The following is a 19,177-nucleotide window of genomic DNA, read 5'->3' on the forward strand; positions in this document are numbered from 1 at the left end:
TAGGGGTTCATTGTTTTTTCAATATTCCTGCGTTGTCGGGGTCATGGTAAGGGTCAAATCCAGGTTGCCATTCCGGCACCGTATATCGTCAAGAAATGCCTTCTGATTCGTTTCAAGTCCAATGTTCACCAGATACACCAGCTCGTACAGACTGCCCAGCTCCGTTGTGCGGATTTTTTGCAGCTGATAGCTGACCTTGTGGTTGTTGAATACTTCTTCAAACGCTTCTTCGTAGCTTAAATTTTCGGGAATAGTGACTTTCAGCGTTTTTTGCTCCGACTTTGACGTTCCGAACTTAACAACGCTCAGTACCACCATCAATGCGCATAAGATCAGGGTAAACAACACGCCGTACGCGAATGCTCCAACTCCGCATGCCAGCCCCGCGGCCATCGTAAACAAGACAAACGTAATATCTTTGGGATTGCCGGCGGCGCTGCGGAAACGAATGATCGAAAACGCCCCGGCGAGACTGAACGCTCTGGCGATATTGCTTCCGATCAGCAAAATAATGACGGATACTACAACCGGCAGCAGCACCAAGGTCAGAACAAAACCTTGCGAATAACCGGGATTGGTTTTCATATAGGTGTAGCTGATAACAAGGCCGATAACGATCGATAAAGCTATGGTCAAAAGTACATTCGTAAAGGTCAGCTCGGCGCTTTCAAGACTGACGTTAAACAACGAATCAAGCATAGACGGCACTCTCCTTCTCAAGACGATTGGTTCGAATCATTTTTTTGTACTCGTTTCCGTATTTGGAGAACCCTGTGCGGTACATCCCGTTTTCGGAAAGAAGGCGGGACAGCCAGAGCGGAATCGTATTTTCCGCTTTAACCTCCATCAGCCACTGGCCGGGCTCCAGCAATTGCTCGCCGTAGCTGCCGTTCTCCAATTGGAGCTCGTGCCGCCTGCACACGATATTGGTGTCGAAGGTAATCCGCAAATCGCGGTTTTCCTTGCTGAACAGCGCTTTCCGGTCATAGGACAGATAAACCGCCGGCTGAAGATCGTATTGGCTCATCAGATACGAAATTTCACGGATCACCTGCGGATTCATGTAGCTTTTGAGCTCAGGCTGCACGCCTGTCCGCACAAAGTCGTAAGCTTCATTCAGCTTCAAAGCAGTGCGGCGTTTGTTCACCAGGCCAAACACCTTTTTCTTGATTTCCAGGTAGACCTTAGCATCCTCCGAAGGCGTGCCGTATGCTCTGAGCCTCAGCTTTTCCTTGTATTTGGGCTTGGACAAGCTGTGCCGGATGATCGTATTGGACGGCGTATCGTAATAAAGATTGGTGATGGAATAAAACTCATGCTGTTTGTTGTAATCATCCAGTTCCATATATTCCAGCAGCTGCAGGAGCAATTTGCGATAGGCCGCATCCGTAAGCAGATATTTGTTTTCGTAGCGGTTGAATACTTCGATTGTCATAGGGGGCAACTCCTCTCAGTTTCTCTGTGCCGTGGGGCTATGTCTGTATAATAGGGCCGGAACCTTGAATGAATCTTAAATGCATTTACAAGACGTTAATTTTTTACGGGCAGTGATTTCGGACAGCGACCTTTTGCGGATGAGAACAAGGGATTGAAGCAACTGGGGCTTTACTTTTTGGACAAAACCCACTATTTTTAAGGCAATCGAGATGTGCGCGATCGGGGGGAGTCTATTGAGGACAGAACAGGAAATGATGGGACTTCTGATCGATTTTGCCCAAAAGGATGAGAGGATTGTCGCGGCGGTTCTGGAAGGGTCGAGCAGCAACGTCACGATTCAGCGCGCCCGAAGCTAGCGATCCCTTACCCGGATTATGATGAGGCCATAACCGGCTATTATTGAAGGAATGCGGCACGGTTAAGATTGGCTAAAGGTTTCCCGGCTATCCTATAGAGAAACCACGAACACATTCAAAAGCCACGAACAGTAGCGTGCGTGACTTTAAGACACCCTCTAATTAAAGGATGCGATAGATATGAGAATATTGATTGTAGAAGACGAGATTCATCTGGCGGAAGCCTTAACCCAAATTTTGAAGAAGCAAAACTATTCCGTCGACGCCGTCCATGACGGCAGCGCAGGGCTGGATTACGCAATGAGCGGCATCTACGATCTCATTCTGCTGGATATTATGATGCCGGAGATGGACGGAATAACCGTGCTCAAAAAGCTGCGCGGAGCAGGCAACGCAACGCCGGTTATTATGCTGACCGCCAAAGGCGAGTTGCCGGACAAGGTGGCAGGGCTGGATTATGGCGCCGACGACTATATCGCCAAGCCGTTTGCATCCGAGGAGCTGCTTGCCCGCATGCGCGCGGCTTTGCGCCGCAAAGGCGAGGTGATGCCGGAGGATGCCCTCAAGTTTGGCGACGTGGAGCTCAACACCTCGACGCTCAAAATGTCCGTCAAGGGCAAGGAGATCAAGCTGAACCTGAAGGAAAGCGAGCTGTTGGAGCTGATGATCGTGCGCAAGCAAGCCGTCACCTCCAAGGAGCTTATTATCGAGAAGCTTTGGGGCTTCGACTCTGACGCGGAATACAACAATGTGGAGGTCTACATTTCCTTTCTGCGCAAAAAGCTTACCTTCCTTGGTTCTTCGGTCCGCATCACGACCATCCGCAGCGTCGGGTATGTATTAGAGGTGACAGACTGATGTTCAACAAACTGAGGAATCGGTTCCTTCTGCTTAACTTGATTACGATATCCGTCATTATGCTGGTGGCCTTTGCCTCCATTTATACGATCACCTACCGCAATGCGCAAAATGACATCAAAATGGATCTCCATCGCATCGCGGATGCTTACCAGCGGCCGCAGATGGGCGGACCTCGTACCGATGGAGTCCGAATGCCCGATGCTCCCGCTGGGGATGCTGGAGATGTCAATGAAGCCGGTCCAATCATGGGCCAGGACGGCGGAACGGCAAATTCGGAAGAAGCCTCTGGAGGAGTCGGCTCTGCTGCCGACGGCGCAGAGAGCAACGGCTCTGAAGGCCGGGTTCCCATGGGTGGCGAAGGAATACCGGATAGCCGTTTTGGCGGCAAAACGGGGAGCGGCGGCTTTGGCTTCGGCGGAGAGTACGGCGGTATGCTGCCGGAACGAACGGTTTCGTTTACGCTGAAGACAGACACAAACGGCACGCTTACCGAAGGCACATCCCAATTCGATATGGATGAAGAGTTGTTTGCGCAAGCGTTGGCAAAGGTTTCGCCTGGCGGCAAAAAAACGTCAGGCCAAATTTCGCTGGACGGCAGCCACTGGGCCTATACAATCCAGCAAACGAGCGAAGGGTATATGATCGTCTTTCTGGATGTGTCCGCCCGCCAGGATATTTTGACCAACCTGATCTATACCTTTGCCATCGTAGGGATCGTGATGCTGATTGTCATCTTTTTTACAAGCCGGTACTTTGCCAATCGGTCCATCTCGCCCGTCAAGGAAGCTTTCGACAAGCAAAAGCAATTTATTGCGGACGCTTCCCACGAGCTGAAAACGCCGCTGACGATCATTCATACCAACGCGGACGTACTTCTCTCCAATGGCCAGGATACCATTAACCGGCAAGCCAAGTGGCTGCACTATATCAAGTCCGAGACGGAGCGTATGACTCGTTTGACCAATGACCTGCTCTACCTGACGGAAATGGACGATGCCAGAGCTCGCATGTTTACATCGAAGTTTAATATGAGCGAAGCGGTGGAAACCATTTTGCTAACGATGGAGGCTGTATTTTTCGAAAAAAACGTGGACTTTCATTACGAAATCGACCCGGAGCTGAAGGTTAACGGGAATAGCGAGCAAATCAAGCAGGTCATAATGATTCTGCTGGACAATGCAGTTAAATACACGCAAGCCGGAGGAAAGGTTGAGCTTTCGCTGAAAAAACAGCATCAGGAATCCGTGCTTGCCATCACCAATACAGGCGAAGGCATTGCGGCGGAGCATCTGACCCGCATATTCGACCGCTTCTACCGGACGGATACATCGCGAGCCCGCAAGCAAGGCGGATACGGCTTGGGATTGGCCATCGCCAAATCCATTATCGACCAGCATAAAGGCCGCATCTATGCCAAAAGCACGCCGGGCGAGTCCACCACTTTTTATGTACATCTCGCTCTTGAGGAATAGGATCTGCTCCGCTCGGAGATTGCCTACACGCTCTAGCCAAACGAGATGGGCTCCCAGGTTGCTGGCTGCCCATCTTCACGGGAGTGTCTTAAGGGTTATAGGTCTGCCAGGTAATCGCCGCATGGGCCGCTCCAAAAAGGAGTGTTGGAAGGATGGCGGGGATGTTGTGGAGCCACAGCTCCGCCAGCACAAAATAAAGCACGGGAATTACGGCAAGAGCCATCCACGCCGTTTTGTCCGCCATTCCTGCAAAAAACAGTACCCATAAGGCATAATAACCAAGCAGAAGTCCACCCATTCCATAGATGTAAGGACTTTGCATGGAGGAAATCTTTGTGCTTGTCAGAAACAACAGCAGCACCACAAAAAGGGCCTGACTGCCATGCTCAAGAATGCTCAGAGCAAGGAAGCCAGGTCCCTCTATTTTTTTGGCAACCGGCGCAGGAATCCAGATGTACAGCAGGTTGGGCAGCATCACCAGCAAAAAGAGTATAAGCCCTTTCCAGGAAAATCCCCATGCATAATGCAGCATCCTTCGCAGCCCCTCTCGGCTCATGCCTTTTGACTGCATTGTACCAGAGCAGACAACCATATGTCTGTGAGCTGCGTTACTCCCCTATCGACCGGCCATCAGTAGCGAAGAACTCTCCGTGCTTGGTTGCCTGCACAAAGACGCAGCAAGCCAGAGCGGAGTTCCCGCTAATCCTTCCTAAGTCCCATCGAAACCGCGCCGTTGATGCCTGGTTTGTACATATCCGGCTTGATGCCGACCAATACGGACAATACCGTTTCTTCGCCAAGCTCCGCGTCGTCCAGTGAAACTTCCACAGTCAGCGGCCACTGGGAGGATTGCTTGGCCACCAGCTTTCCACCTACATAAATTTCGGAGTCGCCGCTAACGGCATGGAAATAGAGATACGGCTTGCTGCTTCTCTCCCGCTCCGTCAGGGAGATGGAGCTGCGGTAAATGACATAACCGTCCCCGCCTTGCAGCATCTGCTGCGGCCCGAAGCTGACATCGACCTTCTCCCACGAATTCATATCCGTCGGATGGATCTCAACATTGGGATCGGGACGCTGGCGCGATATGTCCTGCGTCAGCAGCCAGTTGTTAATATATTTCTCGTGAACGGACGGTACGTAAGGAAGCTCCGCCGCAGTCTCTACCGGGATGGTATGAGCAAAACTCCGCAAACCTTCTCCCTGCAGCGTCAGCGTAATTGGGTCATGACTGGCATTGCTGCCAACGATCAGCTGAAAGCAGCCGTTGAACAAGCGTCGCTCCGGAAGATGATCAAGCTCGTGTGAGTTGGGATTGCCGTTGCCGGCTCCCAGAATCACCCCTCCGCCTTCAATTGAAAAGGCGACAAGCCCATTCGCTGTCTCCACAAATCGCCCTTCAGCGTCAATTGCGTACACATTAACAACCACCGCATCCCGTCCGTCTCCTAGCAAAGCCGGTTTGCTGGTTTCCACGCGTAAAGCGCAAGCCGCCCCCGGAGTCATCTTTTCGTCCGCTGCAACCAGCTTCCCGTCCCGATAGCCCTCCAGCCTTAACGTTCCCGGCTCGTATGGAATTTCCCATTGGCGCTGCTCGTAGATATCCACGTTTGCCCGGTGCCGCAGTTCGCCGTTGACATACAACGCCACCTCTTCGCAGTTGGTATGCGTCATGATCGTTACAGGCTCGCCCTCTTTGCCCGGCCAATTCCAGCCCCCGGCGATATGGACAATCGGCTCATCCAGCCAAAACGCCTGGTACAGGTAATAGGAATCCTTCGGAAAACCGCATGTATCCAGTATGCCGAAATGAGTGCCGACGCTAGGCCATTCATAAGGCGTCGGCTCGCCGCGATAATCAAAGCCCGTCCAAACAAAGGTGCCCATCATAAAATCCCGCGTATCGATGGCCTGCCACGATTCCCTCGCCGTATTGCCCCAATTCGCTTTTTCCCGGTCGTAGCTGTCAAAAAACTGCAGCTCCGTGTCGCTGACGTAATTGCCTCTGGTCGCAAAAGCGCTGACCGTCTCGGAGCCAATCACCGGCTGGCCGGGATGCTTCTCGTGGAAACGGTCGTAACCGCCATGCATATAGTTAAAGCCGGCTATATCCATCACGTCGACGGTGCCTTCATCCTCCATGACGCCGCCGTTCATAGCGCCCAGAATCGGCCGGGTATCATCCAGGCGGAGCACGGCTTCCTTCATCCTCTTAAACATTTTGCGGCCGACAGGGGTTCCCTGCAGCGGCTCTTCGTTATACAGGCTGTAAAATACGACCGATGGATGGTTGCGGTCGCGCGTTACCATATTTTCAACCTGGCGAAGCCCTTCCGGCGAGCTGTCGAAGTTGCGGTTTTCGTCCATGACCAGCATACCCAGCCGGTCGCAAGCGTCCAGCAGCTCAGGCGCAGGATTGTGATGAGCGCAGCGATAAGCGTTGCTTCCCATTTCCTTCAGCCGCGAAATGCGGAATTCATGAACGGAATCCGGCAGCGCCACGCCAATTCCGGCATGGTCCTGATGGTTGCAGGTGCCCTTGATTTTGAGTCTGCGCCCATTGAGATAAAATCCCGTGTCGGGACAAATCCGGATGGTCCGATAGCCATAGCTTGTTTCAACCTCGTCGCGCCGCTCGCCATCCTCCAGCAGGACGGTATGAAGCTTGTATAGATGGGGAGAATCCACATCCCACAGAAGCGGCAAGCTAAGGGGCAAATTTTGCTTCAAGACGATGGTTTCCCCCGCTTTTGCAAAACCGCTCGAAGTTTCCTCCGCCACAATCTCTCCGTCGGCGCGAACGACGCGGGAAAGCAGTTCAAACCCGGCATCCTTTTCCCGCTCATTGGAGATCGTTGTTTCCGTATTGGTCAGCCAGTTGTCCCCGTCCTGCTTGACGGGATTAACCCAGACGCCCCGATGGGCGATGGACAGGGCATCTTTTTTGGTGAGCCATACATGACGGTAAATGCCGGCGCCTTCATACCACCAGCCTTCCGACACGGAAGCATCCACCTTAACGACCAATAGATTTGGACGGTCGCCGTAAAAGACGCGATCCGTTATATCCACAACAAAACTGGTATATCCGCAGAAGTTGCGCGCCAGAACGCTGCCGTTCAGATAGATCGTTGCATACGTAGCGATGCCGTCGAACTCAAGCGTTAGCTGCTTTCCGTTGTCTGAGGGCTCCAGCTTGAACTTTTTCCGGTACCAGCCGATGCCGCGCGGTTTGTAGCCAAAGTCCGGCACTCCGCCTTCCCGGTCGAACGGCTGGCGATAGGACCAGTCATGCGGCAGCCCGACCGTTTCCCATTCATTGTCGTTCCATTCAATGCTGGCCGCTCCCATAGTGCCGCCCGCCTTGGCGGTGCCGTATACTGCTTTGTGGCTATTCTCAGCCGGGATGGAGATGTCGCCATGATGAAACAGCCAGTCCTTGTCCATGCTCAATCGTTCTCTCATTGCGTCAAAACCTTTCTGAGATGTGATACCTCTATTGTAGAAAAGACAATACGAAAGACGTTAGCACAAAAGCAGGGATAAAATCGTACAAAATGAACATTTCATGCATGAAGCGTTGTCCTTTTGACCGGAAACGTTCATAGTAGAAGACGATCATCATCCTAAATCATCGACAAGACTGGAGAATTTCCATGCTGCTTCCCTTTCGCCTATGCCCCAACCAATCCGGCCATCGGCTGCCTTTATCGGTCTATAACTGCGGCCTGCACGAGCAGACCCATCAATATCGGCCCGAGGGATATCCCGCGCTTCAGTGTTTTATTAATTTTGAAGGGTACGGGACGTTTCACCTGCCGGACGGACAAGAGAGAATGTTCCCTCCCGGGCATGCCTTACTTCTGCCTGCGGGAGCTCCGCATGAATATTCGCCTGCTTTGGACCAGACCTGGAAGCTCGGCTTTATCGGCATAGGCGGAGCATCGGCGGAAAACATCGTCGGGAACTGCAATTTGCCTCTATTCGCTATTTTGCCTCTGGCAGCAAGCTCCATGGATGGACTTCGGGAGAAATTGAAGGGGATATGGGACAAATCCGACATGGATGCGGAGGATACGGAAGAAAAGCTGTCCGCCGAGCTGTACGCATTTTTGCTTGCTTTATCCAAAGCGGTCCTGCGCCATAGCGGAACGATCGCCCCTGGCACCTATAGCTCCGCGCAGCGCGCGCTCAAAACGGCTATTCTTTATATGAAACAGCATTACAGCGAAAATCTGCAAATCGCCAATATCGCGCATGCGGTCGGTTATTCTGTCCAGCATTTCCAGCGGATATTCCGCGAAGCATACGGGATGAATCCCCATGCCTATCTGCAGCGAATCCGGCTGCAGCATGCGGCAACGTGGCTGGAGAACAGCCCGGATATCGGCATTCAGGAAATCGCCAGCCGCCTGGGGATGGAAACGAGTTATTTTATCCGGATGTTCAGAAAGCAATATGGGCTGACCCCCGGCAAATTCAGAAAAGCTTACGGCCACCGGCTTCACGAGCCCGTTTGACTAAACGTAAGGCGTACAATGCAAAAAACCGCCATTGCGGCGGGGTCTTCTACCTGTCATTTTTATAAAGGCGGAGATGGACGTCTTCACTATAGAATCCAGGTTTTTACATCTGGATCAAGCTTTGAAGCCGTAAGGTTGATCGCCAGCTCCTCCAAAGCAGCGATGCTCGCAATAGCGCACAGAATCATTGCGAATACTGTTGCATGCTCTCCCCACATTCCAAAAACCAGAGGGAACAAAAAAAGCGCGATTCCAGCTATTTTATTGGCATAAGTGTGAAGAAATGCAAGCGAGCGGTATTTGAAAAAGCCCGTTAGCAGAGAGGTCAGCTTGATCGCGGCTATCCCCGCCAGCCATAACCATATGGCAAGGGGCAAGATGAGCATCGGCACCAAAACAACCGCCATCACGAAAACAAAAACGGCATCCGCCGCACTGTCCAACGCTGCGCCCAAGCGACTAGTGGCATGGAAACGTCTAGCTGCGTAACCATCCAGCATATCGCTCCCGCCGCAAAGGAGATAGAGGAGGTAAAAGGCTGTCGATAGAGGCTCCAGAAACAGCAGCGCAATAGAGCCCCCTATTCGGAAGATAGTCAGCACATTGGGTATTTGCTTCAACGTCATGCGACTCCACCAGCCTTCACATGATTTGTGCAGCCATGATTCCAACACCTAATAGAAGACAGAGAGGCGAAAAAAGCGCCGTGTCCCATTTGGCGAACAACGTTCCCTTCCGCTTCTTGAAAAAGCCGACCCATTTCAAGTCGCCAATAGCTCTTATCCGAAAAAGACTGCCCAACAACCAGCCGCCAAACGAGAACAGCCAGTCTGGGAATAACAAGCGCTCTACCGCTCCGCCTAGCAGCCTCAAGTGACGTTCCAACTCACTTTCATCAATGGATCTGTGCTTGTAGTCTACCCCAGATTCCTCAAATAAAGGAGGAAATCACCTTTGCCAGTGGCGGAAAACATCGAGGTCAGCAGTTTGTCACGCCTCATACTGCATCGCCCGATATTCAGGCTCCAGAATGGAGTATTGATAGGAATCATGAAAGCTGCCTTTATGCCACATATGACCGCGCAGATGACCCTCATACGACATGCCGATATGCTGCATCACCTTGGCGGACCCTATATTTTCAGGACGGCAAGTAGCATAGATACGGTGAAGGCCAAGATTGTCGAAACCAAACTCCAGCAAAGCAAAGGCAGCTTCCGACGCATAGCCCTGACGCCAATGCAACGCATTGTAGCAATACCCGATTTCACCTTGCCGATGACCCGATAGATGAATACCGCAGCCCCCGATCAGACCGCCGCCTTCCTTCAATTCAACCGCAAATTCATAGCCCGTGCGAGGAATTTCCCCCTGCATAACAATGGTACGATGAATAAAACCATAGGTTTCCTCCTCCGTATTTGGTCCCCAGATCATATGTTGCGTTACCCTCTCGTCTGAAGAATACTGATGGACTGCCCCTGCATCCTCCGGCACAAATTCCCTAATCAATAATCGCTTTGTCTCAAGTCGCATGTCAGAAACCTCCTTAAATGGACCTAGCTTAACAACCTACGAACCAATCAAAATAGCTTCGAACAATTTAGGTATAACCGCAAAAAAGAATATACCTGCCACAATTGCAAGCGCTATGAATAAGGCAGCGTAGATAAGCAGGGAACCCGCTTGAGACTTGGCCAGCTTTTGGCTATGGTCCCTTGGCTTATCATAGGTTTGAGGTACATACCTTCTTTTTGCGCGGTTCTGCTCCTGATAGGTTTGTTTCGGTGCCTCCAGCGCATCCAATAAAAATCTTGCCGCCTGTTTTTTGGCTTCAAGCTTCATATCGGCAGCGATCCAGACGGCCTCCGCCACTCTGAACTGAAAAAATCCAAAGCTCGGCAACGCCGAAACCTCAAAGGAGCCTCTTACCTCATAGCCGTGTCCAAGCTCCAGCGTTTTTGCCATGTCCGCCTGCACAATCAACTGCAGCTCCGTATTTTGATCATCTATTGATTTTATGTATTGGCAGCCTCCGTAAACCCTAGAGTTGACGGAAGTTATTCCGACTCTCAAAACAAACTCCTTTGCTTTGATCTCGGTATTAGCCGTTGTTTTGACAATCTGCAGAATTTCCTTATAGGCTTCAGCTATCGCCGCCGGTTTGTTTTGTGCCATTTGAACCATTTCCCCGCCTCCAGTTGTGACTTTTGAACGATCTATATACTTTTCGACACAATAATTCCTGATCCTCCCTTAAATGAGAAAAGGCAAAAAGAAAAGGCCGATTTCGGATAGTCCGAAACCAGCCTTGCAGGTATAAAAGCAGAACCTTTAGGATTGCGGCTCCGGTTGGGCAGCCGTATACGTCACCTTATACAGAATTTCGGTCGATTTTCCGTATTTGTTTGTTGCGACAAACTTAAGGACATTTTCGCCTTCTTTCAAGTTGACGCTGATGGAAGCATTGTACGATGATAGTTGCACATCATCCAAATACAATTTAACACTGGAATCATTGACATCCGACAACGTCCAGCTCACTGTAATTCTCTGCGACGAGGTTGTCTCCGGCGCATGGGTCAGCACGAAGGTTGGAGCAGGCGGATTAAAGGTAATGGTTTTGGTTACTTCCGTCGTTTTTCCCAGCTTATTGATGCTTTTCACCTTAATCGTGTTGACTCCGGGCACCAGGCTGAAGGACTTGCTGGTATAATAGCCGCTCTGTTTTTCATCATTTACGTATACCGACGGATATGAATCATTCGTATCTCTCACTGTCCAGCTTACCGTAACTGACTCTTTTTCGGTTGTTTCCGCCAAATCGCCAACGGTCAAAACCGAATTGCCGGCGTTGAACGTAATGGATTTTGTAACGGTTGTTGTTTTGCCAAAACTATTGGTTGCTTTGACAACGATTTGATTGGAGCCTTCTTTCAAATTAACCGTAACCGAATTTGTATAAGAGGACTGCTTCTCGTCATTTACATATACGGATGGATAAGAGTCGTTTTTGTCTTTTACTGTCCATCTTACGGTTACTGTTTCTTTATCCGTTGTTTCCGGAAGGCTTTCGACTGTCAATGCCGGACCGCCTGTCGAAAATACAACTTGTTTTTTCACCTCGACAGATTTCCCCGCCGAATTCTCAGCGCGCACAATAATGGTATTTGTTCCTTCCTCTAGCTCAATGGTGGCCGAGGACGAAGAGGACCACTGCTTCTCTCCATTAAGGTAGACGGTTAAATCGCTGCCGTTTGGATCTTTTGCAGTCCAGGACACTTTTAACGACTTATTATCCGTTTGCTCCGGAACGCCTTTTACTTCCAGCGTAGGGCCGCCTTTTTCATAAACAACCTTTTTGGTTACAGTCTCGGTTTTGCCTCCGGGTATGCGGGCAACAATCGTGAACGTATACGTTCCTTCCTGCTCCAGCACGACCGCCCAGCGGAATTGTCCTTGGACAACCTCGACTTGTTTGTTGTTTATGGTAACGCTGGCGCCTTTGTTCACGTCGCCTGTTACATAAACGGTTGGCGTGGACGTTTGTTCAGGCACGTCTACGTTTAATTCCAAAGAGGCTTGGCTATCGCCGGAGGCGCCTTTGAGCACACGGTAGATCAGAGCAGCCGCTTCGGCGCGGGTAACGGGAGCATTCGGCTTCAGTCGTCCGTCCTGATAACCGGTCATCAGTTTCTTTTCAATCGCGATTCCCATATAGGTTTGCAGATTGGGAGAAACGTCGCTGCCGTCATAGTAGTAATTCAAAATATCCGGATTTTGAAGATCATCCGGCTGATAATTCATCGTTTTGACCAGAGCGACGGCAACATCCTCGCGGGTTGCTTTGGCTGTTGGATCAAAAAAGGCATTGCCGCTTGGCGGGTAATAACCCGTCAAGAAATCTTTTGACGCTTCTATCGCAGGAAAAGACCAGCGGGACTTCGCTACATCGCGGAACGTTTGTTCATTATCCGTCGGAATATCCAGATAAAAGGCCAATGTGAGCAATTGGGCGAACTGCTCGCGCGTCACCGGCGCGGCAGGCTTAAATGTATTATCATCAAATCCTTTGACAACGCCTAGCTGAACAAGGCTATCAATTTCATCCTTTGCCCAATAGGTGCTGCCTACATCGCTGAATGACGGACTGTTGTCTGCGTAAGCCGCGACGGTTGGAATCATAAGCGCTAGCGCTAATGCCATGATTAAAATCTTAAATTTTGACTTCCCCATCTTGTCCCCTCCATTTTCTTCAATAGGGACTATTTTACTATAGTATTTTCCATTCGTCGATAAAAAAAGAGAGTTCTTCCATCCCCTAAAATCAGCTAGTTTCGTGAACTAGACTTTAAATCGATTTAGCATGGTTTTCAGCTCATCCGCGGTGCGTGTCAGCTGTTCCACGGAGCTGTTGATTTCCATAATGGAGGCAAGCTGCTCTTCCGACATAGCAGCAATCGTTTCAAAGCTTTGGGAAGAATTTTTGGCGATTTGCACACTATCCTTAATCTCGGATTCCACACGTTCCGTATTTGCGTTTAACCGGTCGGCTGCTGCGGCAATTCTGTCCATATGAACCGATACGTCCGTCGTTGTGGTCACAAGACTCTGGAATAAAACGCCGACCTCCCTCACTTGCTCCAGGCCAAGCGTAACTTCTCCGGTTCCTTTATCCATTTTGCCCACCGCTTGGGAGGTGTCGGCTTGTACCTGATGGATGAGATCGGCAATCTGATTGGCGGATTCCGTCGATTGCTCGGCAAGCTTGCGGATTTCATCCGCCACGACAGCAAATCCCTTCCCATGGACTCCTGCTCTGGCAGCCTCGATCGAAGCGTTGAGCGCCAAAATATTGGTTTGGGAAGCAATCGATGTAATCAGGGACGTAATGTCGCCGATTTCCTCCGAACGCACGCTTAACCGCTTAATGCCTGAAGCAGCTTCGTTAACCGTCTGCTGGATGGAATCCATCTGATTGGTCAAGCCGATGACGGCTTCATTGCCTGTTTTTGCTCCTTGGGAAGCCTCGGCGGCAATGCCGGAGGTTTGGTTGGATGTGTTCAAAATACCATAGACGCCCCCTCCGATTTCCCCAATCAAGCCCAAATTCCGCTCATACCCCGTCATCTGGCCTTGCAGCCCGGCATTTGCCTGCTGAATATTGGTTGTGGTTTGCTGAACCGTAGATGAGATTTGATCCACGTTGCCCAATAGATGAGACGATGAGCCGGCTACAACCTGTCCCTTATCCAAAATGGATATGATCAGCCCCTGCAGATTTTCAAGCATTCCGTTAAAGCTTCTCGAAAGCTCGCCGATTTCATCCTTGGTTTCAAATGCCAGCCTAGAGGACAAGTCTCCTTCGCTCGCGGAAAGCCCCTTTAGCTTTTCGTTCATGACGGAAAGCGGCTTTAACGTTTTGCGCATGACCGTATAAATGATTGCAGCGGAAACCAGAAGACAAACTATCGTGACCATAATTGAAAATCGCAGCAAGGCGTTGGCTTCGGCATAGGCTTCGCTCTTGGGAACCATGATTGCAATGCCCCAATCCATCATTCCTGATTTACCGTAAACGATCATATGATCCGATCCATCAATAACGGCTTCACCCAACCCCGTATCGCCATTGGTGCTTTCAGCTACGATTTTATTAATCGTTTCATTCCCGTAATCGGCCATATTTTTCTGCAGGGTATCTTCAGGATTCTGGCTGGCCACAACCGTGCCTTCCTTTGTATATACAATCGCATGGCCGCTTTGGCCCAATTTCACCTTGGAGATCAGATCAATCAAGTCTTGTATAGGCTGACCTCCGTTGCCGACGCCAACGATATTTCCTTGGTCGTCCCTTACAGGAGTAGCCGTAAGCACAATCGGCGTCCCCTCAACCCCGGGAGACTTCGAGCCTACCGGATCGATGGTGACGGTCTCGCCGTTGATCGCCCTTTGAAAATGAGGAAAATCCTTTACATTCGTTGTGGCTCCCGGCAAATAAAGCGTGCCGTCCGGGGCAATAAACGCAAATTCATCCGGATTTTCGGTAATGTCCGTCATTCGGTTGCTGTAAGCAAGAATTTTGGGAATGTCTCTGTTTCTCACGTCATCCGATTGGCTTAATGCCTGGTATTTGGCCTGGGTGCCCTGAATCCATATATCGATGTAATTTTGAACAACGGACAGCTGCTGCTCCGCCTGTTCCTTAAAGTTTTCCTCCAATGTCGTTTTGGCCCTATCGTAGCCAAGGAAAGACACACAGCTTAGCGATACGGTCATTAATAGAGTGGTAATCAGGCTGCTTTTGACGGTTAGTTTCATTGTAATCACTCTTTTTCTATCGAAAATTTTTGGAATACAAAAAAATCCAGTCCGAATAGACTGGATTTTGCGTGCACATAACCCTTCCTTATTCGGCGGCCCGGCTGTCATCGCGCGTAACGCATTAGACCCGCAGCTTTGCGTCCCCGCCTTTCGGCGAGTTTGCCTTTATCGAAAAGAATATCGGTTAAATGACACTTTTCTTTTATAGTTGTGCATTAATTATTTATCAAAATCCTTTTAAAACGACACATTCAGGAAAAAGGATGCGGAATCGCCAGCATTGGCGCGTCTTATATCGCCGCCATCTTAACCAGCATTTACGTTCGCACAGGGCCATCATAACACAGCCATTTCAGGGCTAACGACAGTGGTTGGCAAAAACAGGATGAATGACCCTGTTAAAAACAGGAATGAACCAAGCCCTAAGTCATACAACGGAATGGCGAGAGAGATGTCGCAGCTCGCGAATGAAATGCTGTTCATTATTTTTCGTATCGTCAGGGTGGAAGGCATGTCCGGATCGAGGCGCCCAGATTAACTGTTTGTGTTTGGCTTCCAACTCATTATAAAAGCTCTCCACTAAGCTTCCGTGCACCTGAAAGTCTTTGGCGCCATGAATGAAAGTAACAGGAAGATCTATTTTGTACCCATCGCCCATGATCTGGTGATTACTTAATTCCTCCACGAAACGCTGCGTATAGACCAGCTTAAATCCCCTGTAAAAGCTATTGATAATATCCTTAAACGAATAAGTCTCCGACCGCAGCATATTGATGAAAATCCCCCACATGCCAGGGTGCTTGATCGCTTCATCGGTGTAGATCAGAGTATTGAACCTTTGCTGCCAAATCCGCATAGTTGCCCATTGCTTAAAGCTTTCCGTAAACGGAGGTTCGCCTATTGCTTGAAGCTCGCGCAAAGCTTTTTGGTTCCCTCGTTTTGCCGCCTCTTGTTTCAGCCACTCCAACGAAAGCCTGTCGTTTTCAGTCCAGCTGACCAATTGCGAAAAACCCGTATACGAATAAAATTTGTGCGGCGAACGAACAGCCAGACTTAAACCGATCGTGGAGCCCCAGGAATGGCCTGCGAGGAAAATTTTAGTTTGCTTAAAGCGTTGGCGCAAATAGTCCGTTAACTCCTCCGCATCGGATATAAATTGCCCCACGGTTAAGGTCTCCCGGGGAATTGTTTTGGAGTAAGATTTCCCCGTCCCTCTCTGATCCCAAAACACAACGACAAAATGCTTCACTAATTCCCGGGTATTGGTCACAATCGTATAGTCTTGTCCCTTGGATGAAACCCCAGGCATGGGCATCGAGGGTCCTCCATGAAGGATTAACAGCACCGGTTTGCCAGGGTTCTCTCCCTGCAAAAGAATGCATTGCTCGACACCTCCAAGGACCAGCTTTTCTACCGAGCTAATTCCCGTCCGAGGTATGCAAAAATCGCGTTTGGCAAACCGCTTTATCATTGCTTCGCCCCCGACGCATTCACGAAATATTGGATATGGTTCGCAACATGCAGCTCAACGCCATCCGTCGTTTGCCCCTGCGACCGTAACAGAATGTAGTCCATAACCATCATAAACAACGGGTATTGATATTCCACCGCCAGCAGTTTGGGATCCATTGCCTTTAACTTGCCTGCTTCCGCCATTTTTGCAAACACGATAGCCAGACATTCCACTGTTTTTGCGACAATATCCCCACTGTAAATTTCTGCGGCCTTGGCATGCCGGAAAAGCTCGAGATAGACAATACGCCACATTTTCTGATGGATGGAGTCATCGATATGGCGTTTGAAGTTCAACCATCCTTGCTCCAAAAACGACTTTAAGTCCATCTCCATCGCAATCTGATCCACCTTCTCCATCGGGGGCAATATTTCCGAGCAGGATTGGCGAAAGTTCCAAAAGATCGTCTCGATCAGCTCATCCTTGTTTTTGAAATGTTTGTATAAGGAGCTTTCCTTGATCCCCACCTCTTTCGTAATGTCCCGGATCGAGACACCGCTGTATCCTCGCCTCGAAAATAGATCAATCGATGTCTCCATAATCTTTATTTTTGTCTGGTTCGTAATGGCATTGGCAGCCAAGTCTGCATACACCCGATTTCTCTCTATGCTCAACAGATAAAACCTCCCGCAAATAAGGCTAACGGCCGTTAGCTTGATTATAAGGATAACAGTCGTTAGCCGTCAAGTTTTAGAGGATTTGGCAAACTCCAAGTTTCTTCCTTTGCTATTGAACTGATTTAGGCGATAATAGGATAGAATCAATAACTTTGGAGGTCCCATGAAGAAATTAGGAAGAAATGACGCTTGCCACTGCGGCAGCGGATTGAAGTACAAAAAGTGTTGCTTAAGCAAGGACGAGGCTGGAAAAGTAGTTCCGATTACTTCCTCGCGGCCCCTTTCTTTAACAGATATGATTGACCAGCAACTCCAATGGCCAAACGAGCTGCATCAGCAGATCGCGCATCACTTTCTGCAAAATACGACCGGCTTATACTCGGATGAGCTCATTGGCAGCTTTATTAAAATCTGGAACGCATACGCCCATGAAAGCCGCCCTATCTCGCAAAAGCTGGGAACATTCCCTGCGGCGCTGGAATATTTGCTTTGCCAAAATTACGATTATCCTGCTACCCAAAGCGAGCTAGCCAAGAAATACGGAATTTCTGCCACAACGTTATCAAACAGAGCGGAACAGATTTACTTTTTCTTGGAGGATCATGCCGATATGCTCACTGTGCCCAACGGGCAGCAGCATTCGGCCGCCGACAATCCGGGCTCACGAGTTGCCATGGAACAGCAAATAGCCCGAATTCACGCCCTGCTTGACGAGCAGAATTTCGAAACGATAGAAGAGGCCAATGCTTTTTTACAAAAAAATATGCACAAAGCCCCTTCCGGCCGCAACAGCCAGAGCAAGGAAGAGCAAGCCTCCGACTTGATCTATTCGGCATGGGAAGAATCCGATCCGAAACGCCGGATTAAGCTGGCTCAGGATGCGCTGGCGCTTCACCCCGAAAGCGGAGATGCCTATAACATTTTAGCCGAATGCACATCAACGCCCAAGGAAGCCGCCTACTTCTACAGGCAAGGGATGAAGGTTGAGGAAAATCGTTTGGGCAAGGCCTTTTTCGAGGAGAACAAGGGATACTTCTGGGGGTACCTGCCGACAAGACCTTTTATGAGAGCAAAATTCGGACTTGCGCAGATCTGTGCGATGATGGACAATATGGCCGAAGCCATCCAGCATTACCGCGAGCTGCTGGAGTTGAATCCAAATGATAATCAAGGCGTACGAGAGCTGCTGCTGACCGCTTATCTGGAGACGGAGGACTGGAAATCCGCCAACCTTCTCTTTCAACAATACAGCGAGGATGAAAGCGCCGCTTATCACTATAGCCGGGTTCTCGTTGAATACAACTTAAATGGAAAAACTTCTCGTCTGACATCGCTGATTAAAACGGCGATTTCGCATAATCCGTTTGTCCCGGCGTATCTTCAAGGTACAAAAAGGATGCCTCGCAGCGTACCCAATGTTATTGGGTTTGGAGATGAAAGGGAAGCTATTGTTTACGTTTCCGGGAATCGTCACCTTTGGCTGGCCAAGGGCGAATTGTTGAATTTGCTTTCGAAATAGAATAGGACAAGGGGAGCTGATCCGTTACATGCGGCTCCCTGGTTTTTTGTACGCCTACAGCCGTTCTCCACACCTCTTCATAAAACCCATCAGACTCACCATGAGAATAATCGAGCCTACAAACAATGCTATGGCCATCAAAACAAATAACGCCGGAATAATGACTACCACCATACAGACGAGGCTCACAATTTGGATAACAAGAAAAAACGTCCATTTTTTACCCGCTTCCTCCGCAAGATCGCTTTGATCCGCTCTGAACGCCATCTCCCTAATCCCCATCAGCAAATGGTAAACAACGGCTAAAACCAATAGGATAGATACGATCCCAAACAACAGACTAAACAAATCGACATTGAGGTTGTCAGCCGGGACCTGATATCCGGTAAAACATCAAAGCCTTGAATTCTGAAACTGAACATGATAAACAAAAATCCCCAGAAAAACTTGTTAAAAGCACCTTGATTCATAAGCCCTCCTTATTTTTGTTTTTATTACAATTATACACAAAGAAGCATTTGCTGATGAGCAAATATCCGATTCGATATAGCTTTT

The 19,177-nt window shown here is 49.6% G+C and carries 18 protein-coding genes and 1 riboswitch; of the genes, 5 read left to right on the top strand and 13 right to left on the bottom strand.

Going from position 1 to position 19,177, the window contains the following annotated elements; genetic code table 11:
* Nucleotides 1–18: 18 nt before the first annotated feature.
* Together ACX93W_RS14455 and ACX93W_RS14460 are read right to left on the bottom strand one after the other, a co-directional pair.
* The gene (locus ACX93W_RS14455) at nucleotides 19–699 is read right to left on the bottom strand and encodes a DUF4956 domain-containing protein (protein ID WP_459393085.1); all 681 of its coding nucleotides are present in this window, start codon (nucleotides 697–699) and stop codon (nucleotides 19–21) included.
* Nucleotides 692–1,435 carry a VTC domain-containing protein gene (locus ACX93W_RS14460; protein ID WP_459393086.1) on the bottom strand — a complete coding sequence of 248 codons (744 nt, stop codon included), beginning with the start codon at nucleotides 1,433–1,435 and terminating at the stop codon, nucleotides 692–694. The genes ACX93W_RS14455 and ACX93W_RS14460 overlap by 8 nt, the downstream gene beginning before the upstream one ends.
* 235 nt (nucleotides 1,436–1,670) lie before the next feature.
* Here ACX93W_RS14460 and ACX93W_RS14465 point away from each other — a divergent pair, with 235 nt between their 5' ends.
* From ACX93W_RS14465 to ACX93W_RS14475, 3 genes are all read left to right on the top strand, one after another.
* Nucleotides 1,671–1,793, top strand: coding sequence for an aminoglycoside 6-adenylyltransferase (locus ACX93W_RS14465; protein ID WP_459393087.1), 123 nt, complete (start codon nucleotides 1,671–1,673; stop codon nucleotides 1,791–1,793).
* 180 nt (nucleotides 1,794–1,973) lie between these two features.
* On the top strand, nucleotides 1,974–2,651 hold the full coding sequence (locus tag ACX93W_RS14470) for a response regulator transcription factor (RefSeq protein ID WP_459393088.1): 678 nt from the start codon (nucleotides 1,974–1,976) through the stop codon (nucleotides 2,649–2,651).
* Entirely contained in the window at nucleotides 2,651–4,126 is a 1,476-nt protein-coding gene (locus ACX93W_RS14475; RefSeq protein WP_459393089.1) for a sensor histidine kinase, read from the top strand. The genes ACX93W_RS14470 and ACX93W_RS14475 overlap by 1 nt, the downstream gene beginning before the upstream one ends.
* A gap of 88 nt (nucleotides 4,127–4,214) precedes the next feature.
* Here the strand turns inward: ACX93W_RS14475 and ACX93W_RS14480 are convergent, their stop codons facing one another.
* Both ACX93W_RS14480 and galA read right to left on the bottom strand, forming a co-directional pair.
* The gene (locus ACX93W_RS14480) at nucleotides 4,215–4,658 is read right to left on the bottom strand and encodes a hypothetical protein (RefSeq protein ID WP_459393090.1); all 444 of its coding nucleotides are present in this window, start codon (nucleotides 4,656–4,658) and stop codon (nucleotides 4,215–4,217) included.
* 167 nt (nucleotides 4,659–4,825) lie between these two features.
* A complete protein-coding gene (gene galA / locus ACX93W_RS14485; RefSeq protein WP_459393091.1) occupies nucleotides 4,826–7,591 on the bottom strand; it encodes a beta-galactosidase GalA in 2,766 nt (921 codons plus the stop codon).
* A gap of 191 nt (nucleotides 7,592–7,782) precedes the next feature.
* Between galA and ACX93W_RS14490 the strand changes: the two genes are divergently transcribed.
* Entirely contained in the window at nucleotides 7,783–8,646 is an 864-nt protein-coding gene (locus ACX93W_RS14490; RefSeq protein WP_459393092.1) for a helix-turn-helix domain-containing protein, read from the top strand.
* A gap of 89 nt (nucleotides 8,647–8,735) precedes the next feature.
* Here the strand turns inward: ACX93W_RS14490 and ACX93W_RS14495 are convergent, their stop codons facing one another.
* The 8 genes from ACX93W_RS14495 to ACX93W_RS14530 all read right to left on the bottom strand — a co-directional run bounded on the left by ACX93W_RS14495 (nucleotide 8,736) and on the right by ACX93W_RS14530 (nucleotide 17,100).
* On the bottom strand, nucleotides 8,736–9,275 hold the full coding sequence (locus ACX93W_RS14495) for a CDP-alcohol phosphatidyltransferase family protein (protein ID WP_459393093.1): 540 nt from the start codon (nucleotides 9,273–9,275) through the stop codon (nucleotides 8,736–8,738).
* Between the two features lie 16 nt (nucleotides 9,276–9,291).
* Nucleotides 9,292–9,534: a DUF3995 domain-containing protein gene (locus ACX93W_RS14500; protein ID WP_459393094.1), complete on the bottom strand. Its 243-nt coding sequence runs from the start codon at nucleotides 9,532–9,534 to the stop codon at nucleotides 9,292–9,294.
* A gap of 105 nt (nucleotides 9,535–9,639) precedes the next feature.
* Nucleotides 9,640–10,185, bottom strand: a complete 546-nt coding sequence (locus tag ACX93W_RS14505; protein WP_459393095.1) for a GNAT family N-acetyltransferase — start codon at nucleotides 10,183–10,185, stop codon at nucleotides 9,640–9,642.
* Between the two features lie 36 nt (nucleotides 10,186–10,221).
* Nucleotides 10,222–10,836: a hypothetical protein gene (locus tag ACX93W_RS14510; protein WP_459393096.1), complete on the bottom strand. Its 615-nt coding sequence runs from the start codon at nucleotides 10,834–10,836 to the stop codon at nucleotides 10,222–10,224.
* A gap of 147 nt (nucleotides 10,837–10,983) precedes the next feature.
* On the bottom strand, nucleotides 10,984–12,885 hold the full coding sequence (locus tag ACX93W_RS14515) for an S-layer homology domain-containing protein (RefSeq protein WP_459393097.1): 1,902 nt from the start codon (nucleotides 12,883–12,885) through the stop codon (nucleotides 10,984–10,986).
* 108 nt (nucleotides 12,886–12,993) lie between these two features.
* On the bottom strand, nucleotides 12,994–14,970 hold the full coding sequence (locus ACX93W_RS14520; RefSeq protein ID WP_459393098.1) for a methyl-accepting chemotaxis protein: 1,977 nt from the start codon (nucleotides 14,968–14,970) through the stop codon (nucleotides 12,994–12,996).
* A 91-nt stretch (nucleotides 14,971–15,061) separates the two neighbouring features.
* Nucleotides 15,062–15,147: riboswitch (cyclic di-GMP riboswitch) on the bottom strand.
* Nucleotides 15,148–15,400: 253 nt separating this feature from the next.
* Complete coding sequence (locus tag ACX93W_RS14525; RefSeq protein ID WP_459393099.1) at nucleotides 15,401–16,444, bottom strand: alpha/beta fold hydrolase; 1,044 nt, start codon at nucleotides 16,442–16,444, stop codon at nucleotides 15,401–15,403.
* Complete coding sequence (locus ACX93W_RS14530) at nucleotides 16,441–17,100, bottom strand: TetR/AcrR family transcriptional regulator (RefSeq protein WP_459393100.1); 660 nt, start codon at nucleotides 17,098–17,100, stop codon at nucleotides 16,441–16,443. Before ACX93W_RS14530 ends, ACX93W_RS14525 begins: the two co-directional genes overlap by 4 nt.
* Before the next feature lie 166 nt (nucleotides 17,101–17,266).
* On the opposite strand from ACX93W_RS14530, the gene ACX93W_RS14535 reads away from it, so the two are divergent.
* Entirely contained in the window at nucleotides 17,267–18,622 is a 1,356-nt protein-coding gene (locus ACX93W_RS14535; protein ID WP_459393101.1) for an SEC-C metal-binding domain-containing protein, read from the top strand.
* Between the two features lie 54 nt (nucleotides 18,623–18,676).
* Here ACX93W_RS14535 and ACX93W_RS14540 read toward each other — a convergent pair whose 3' ends face one another.
* The gene (locus ACX93W_RS14540) at nucleotides 18,677–18,889 is read right to left on the bottom strand and encodes a hypothetical protein (protein ID WP_459393102.1); all 213 of its coding nucleotides are present in this window, start codon (nucleotides 18,887–18,889) and stop codon (nucleotides 18,677–18,679) included.
* Nucleotides 18,890–19,177 lie beyond the last annotated feature (288 nt).

It is taken from the genome of Paenibacillus sp. CAU 1782, from assembly GCF_054551715.1.

Coding starts and splice junctions, on each gene's coding strand:
- ACX93W_RS14480 (WP_459393090.1), bottom strand. CDS start 4,658: ATGCTGCATTATGCATGGGGATTTTCCTGGAAAGGGCTTATACTCTTT.
- ACX93W_RS14505 (WP_459393095.1), bottom strand. CDS start 10,185: ATGCGACTTGAGACAAAGCGATTATTGATTAGGGAATTTGTGCCGGAG.
- ACX93W_RS14515 (WP_459393097.1), bottom strand. CDS start 12,885: ATGGGGAAGTCAAAATTTAAGATTTTAATCATGGCATTAGCGCTAGCG.
- ACX93W_RS14490 (WP_459393092.1), top strand. CDS start 7,783: ATGCTGCTTCCCTTTCGCCTATGCCCCAACCAATCCGGCCATCGGCTG.
- ACX93W_RS14535 (WP_459393101.1), top strand. CDS start 17,267: ATGAAGAAATTAGGAAGAAATGACGCTTGCCACTGCGGCAGCGGATTG.
- ACX93W_RS14510 (WP_459393096.1), bottom strand. CDS start 10,836: ATGGTTCAAATGGCACAAAACAAACCGGCGGCGATAGCTGAAGCCTAT.
- ACX93W_RS14540 (WP_459393102.1), bottom strand. CDS start 18,889: ATGGCGTTCAGAGCGGATCAAAGCGATCTTGCGGAGGAAGCGGGTAAA.
- ACX93W_RS14455 (WP_459393085.1), bottom strand. CDS start 699: ATGCTTGATTCGTTGTTTAACGTCAGTCTTGAAAGCGCCGAGCTGACC.
- ACX93W_RS14460 (WP_459393086.1), bottom strand. CDS start 1,435: ATGACAATCGAAGTATTCAACCGCTACGAAAACAAATATCTGCTTACG.
- ACX93W_RS14470 (WP_459393088.1), top strand. CDS start 1,974: ATGAGAATATTGATTGTAGAAGACGAGATTCATCTGGCGGAAGCCTTA.
- ACX93W_RS14525 (WP_459393099.1), bottom strand. CDS start 16,444: ATGATAAAGCGGTTTGCCAAACGCGATTTTTGCATACCTCGGACGGGA.
- ACX93W_RS14520 (WP_459393098.1), bottom strand. CDS start 14,970: ATGAAACTAACCGTCAAAAGCAGCCTGATTACCACTCTATTAATGACC.
- galA (WP_459393091.1), bottom strand. CDS start 7,591: ATGAGAGAACGATTGAGCATGGACAAGGACTGGCTGTTTCATCATGGC.
- ACX93W_RS14475 (WP_459393089.1), top strand. CDS start 2,651: ATGTTCAACAAACTGAGGAATCGGTTCCTTCTGCTTAACTTGATTACG.
- ACX93W_RS14495 (WP_459393093.1), bottom strand. CDS start 9,275: ATGACGTTGAAGCAAATACCCAATGTGCTGACTATCTTCCGAATAGGG.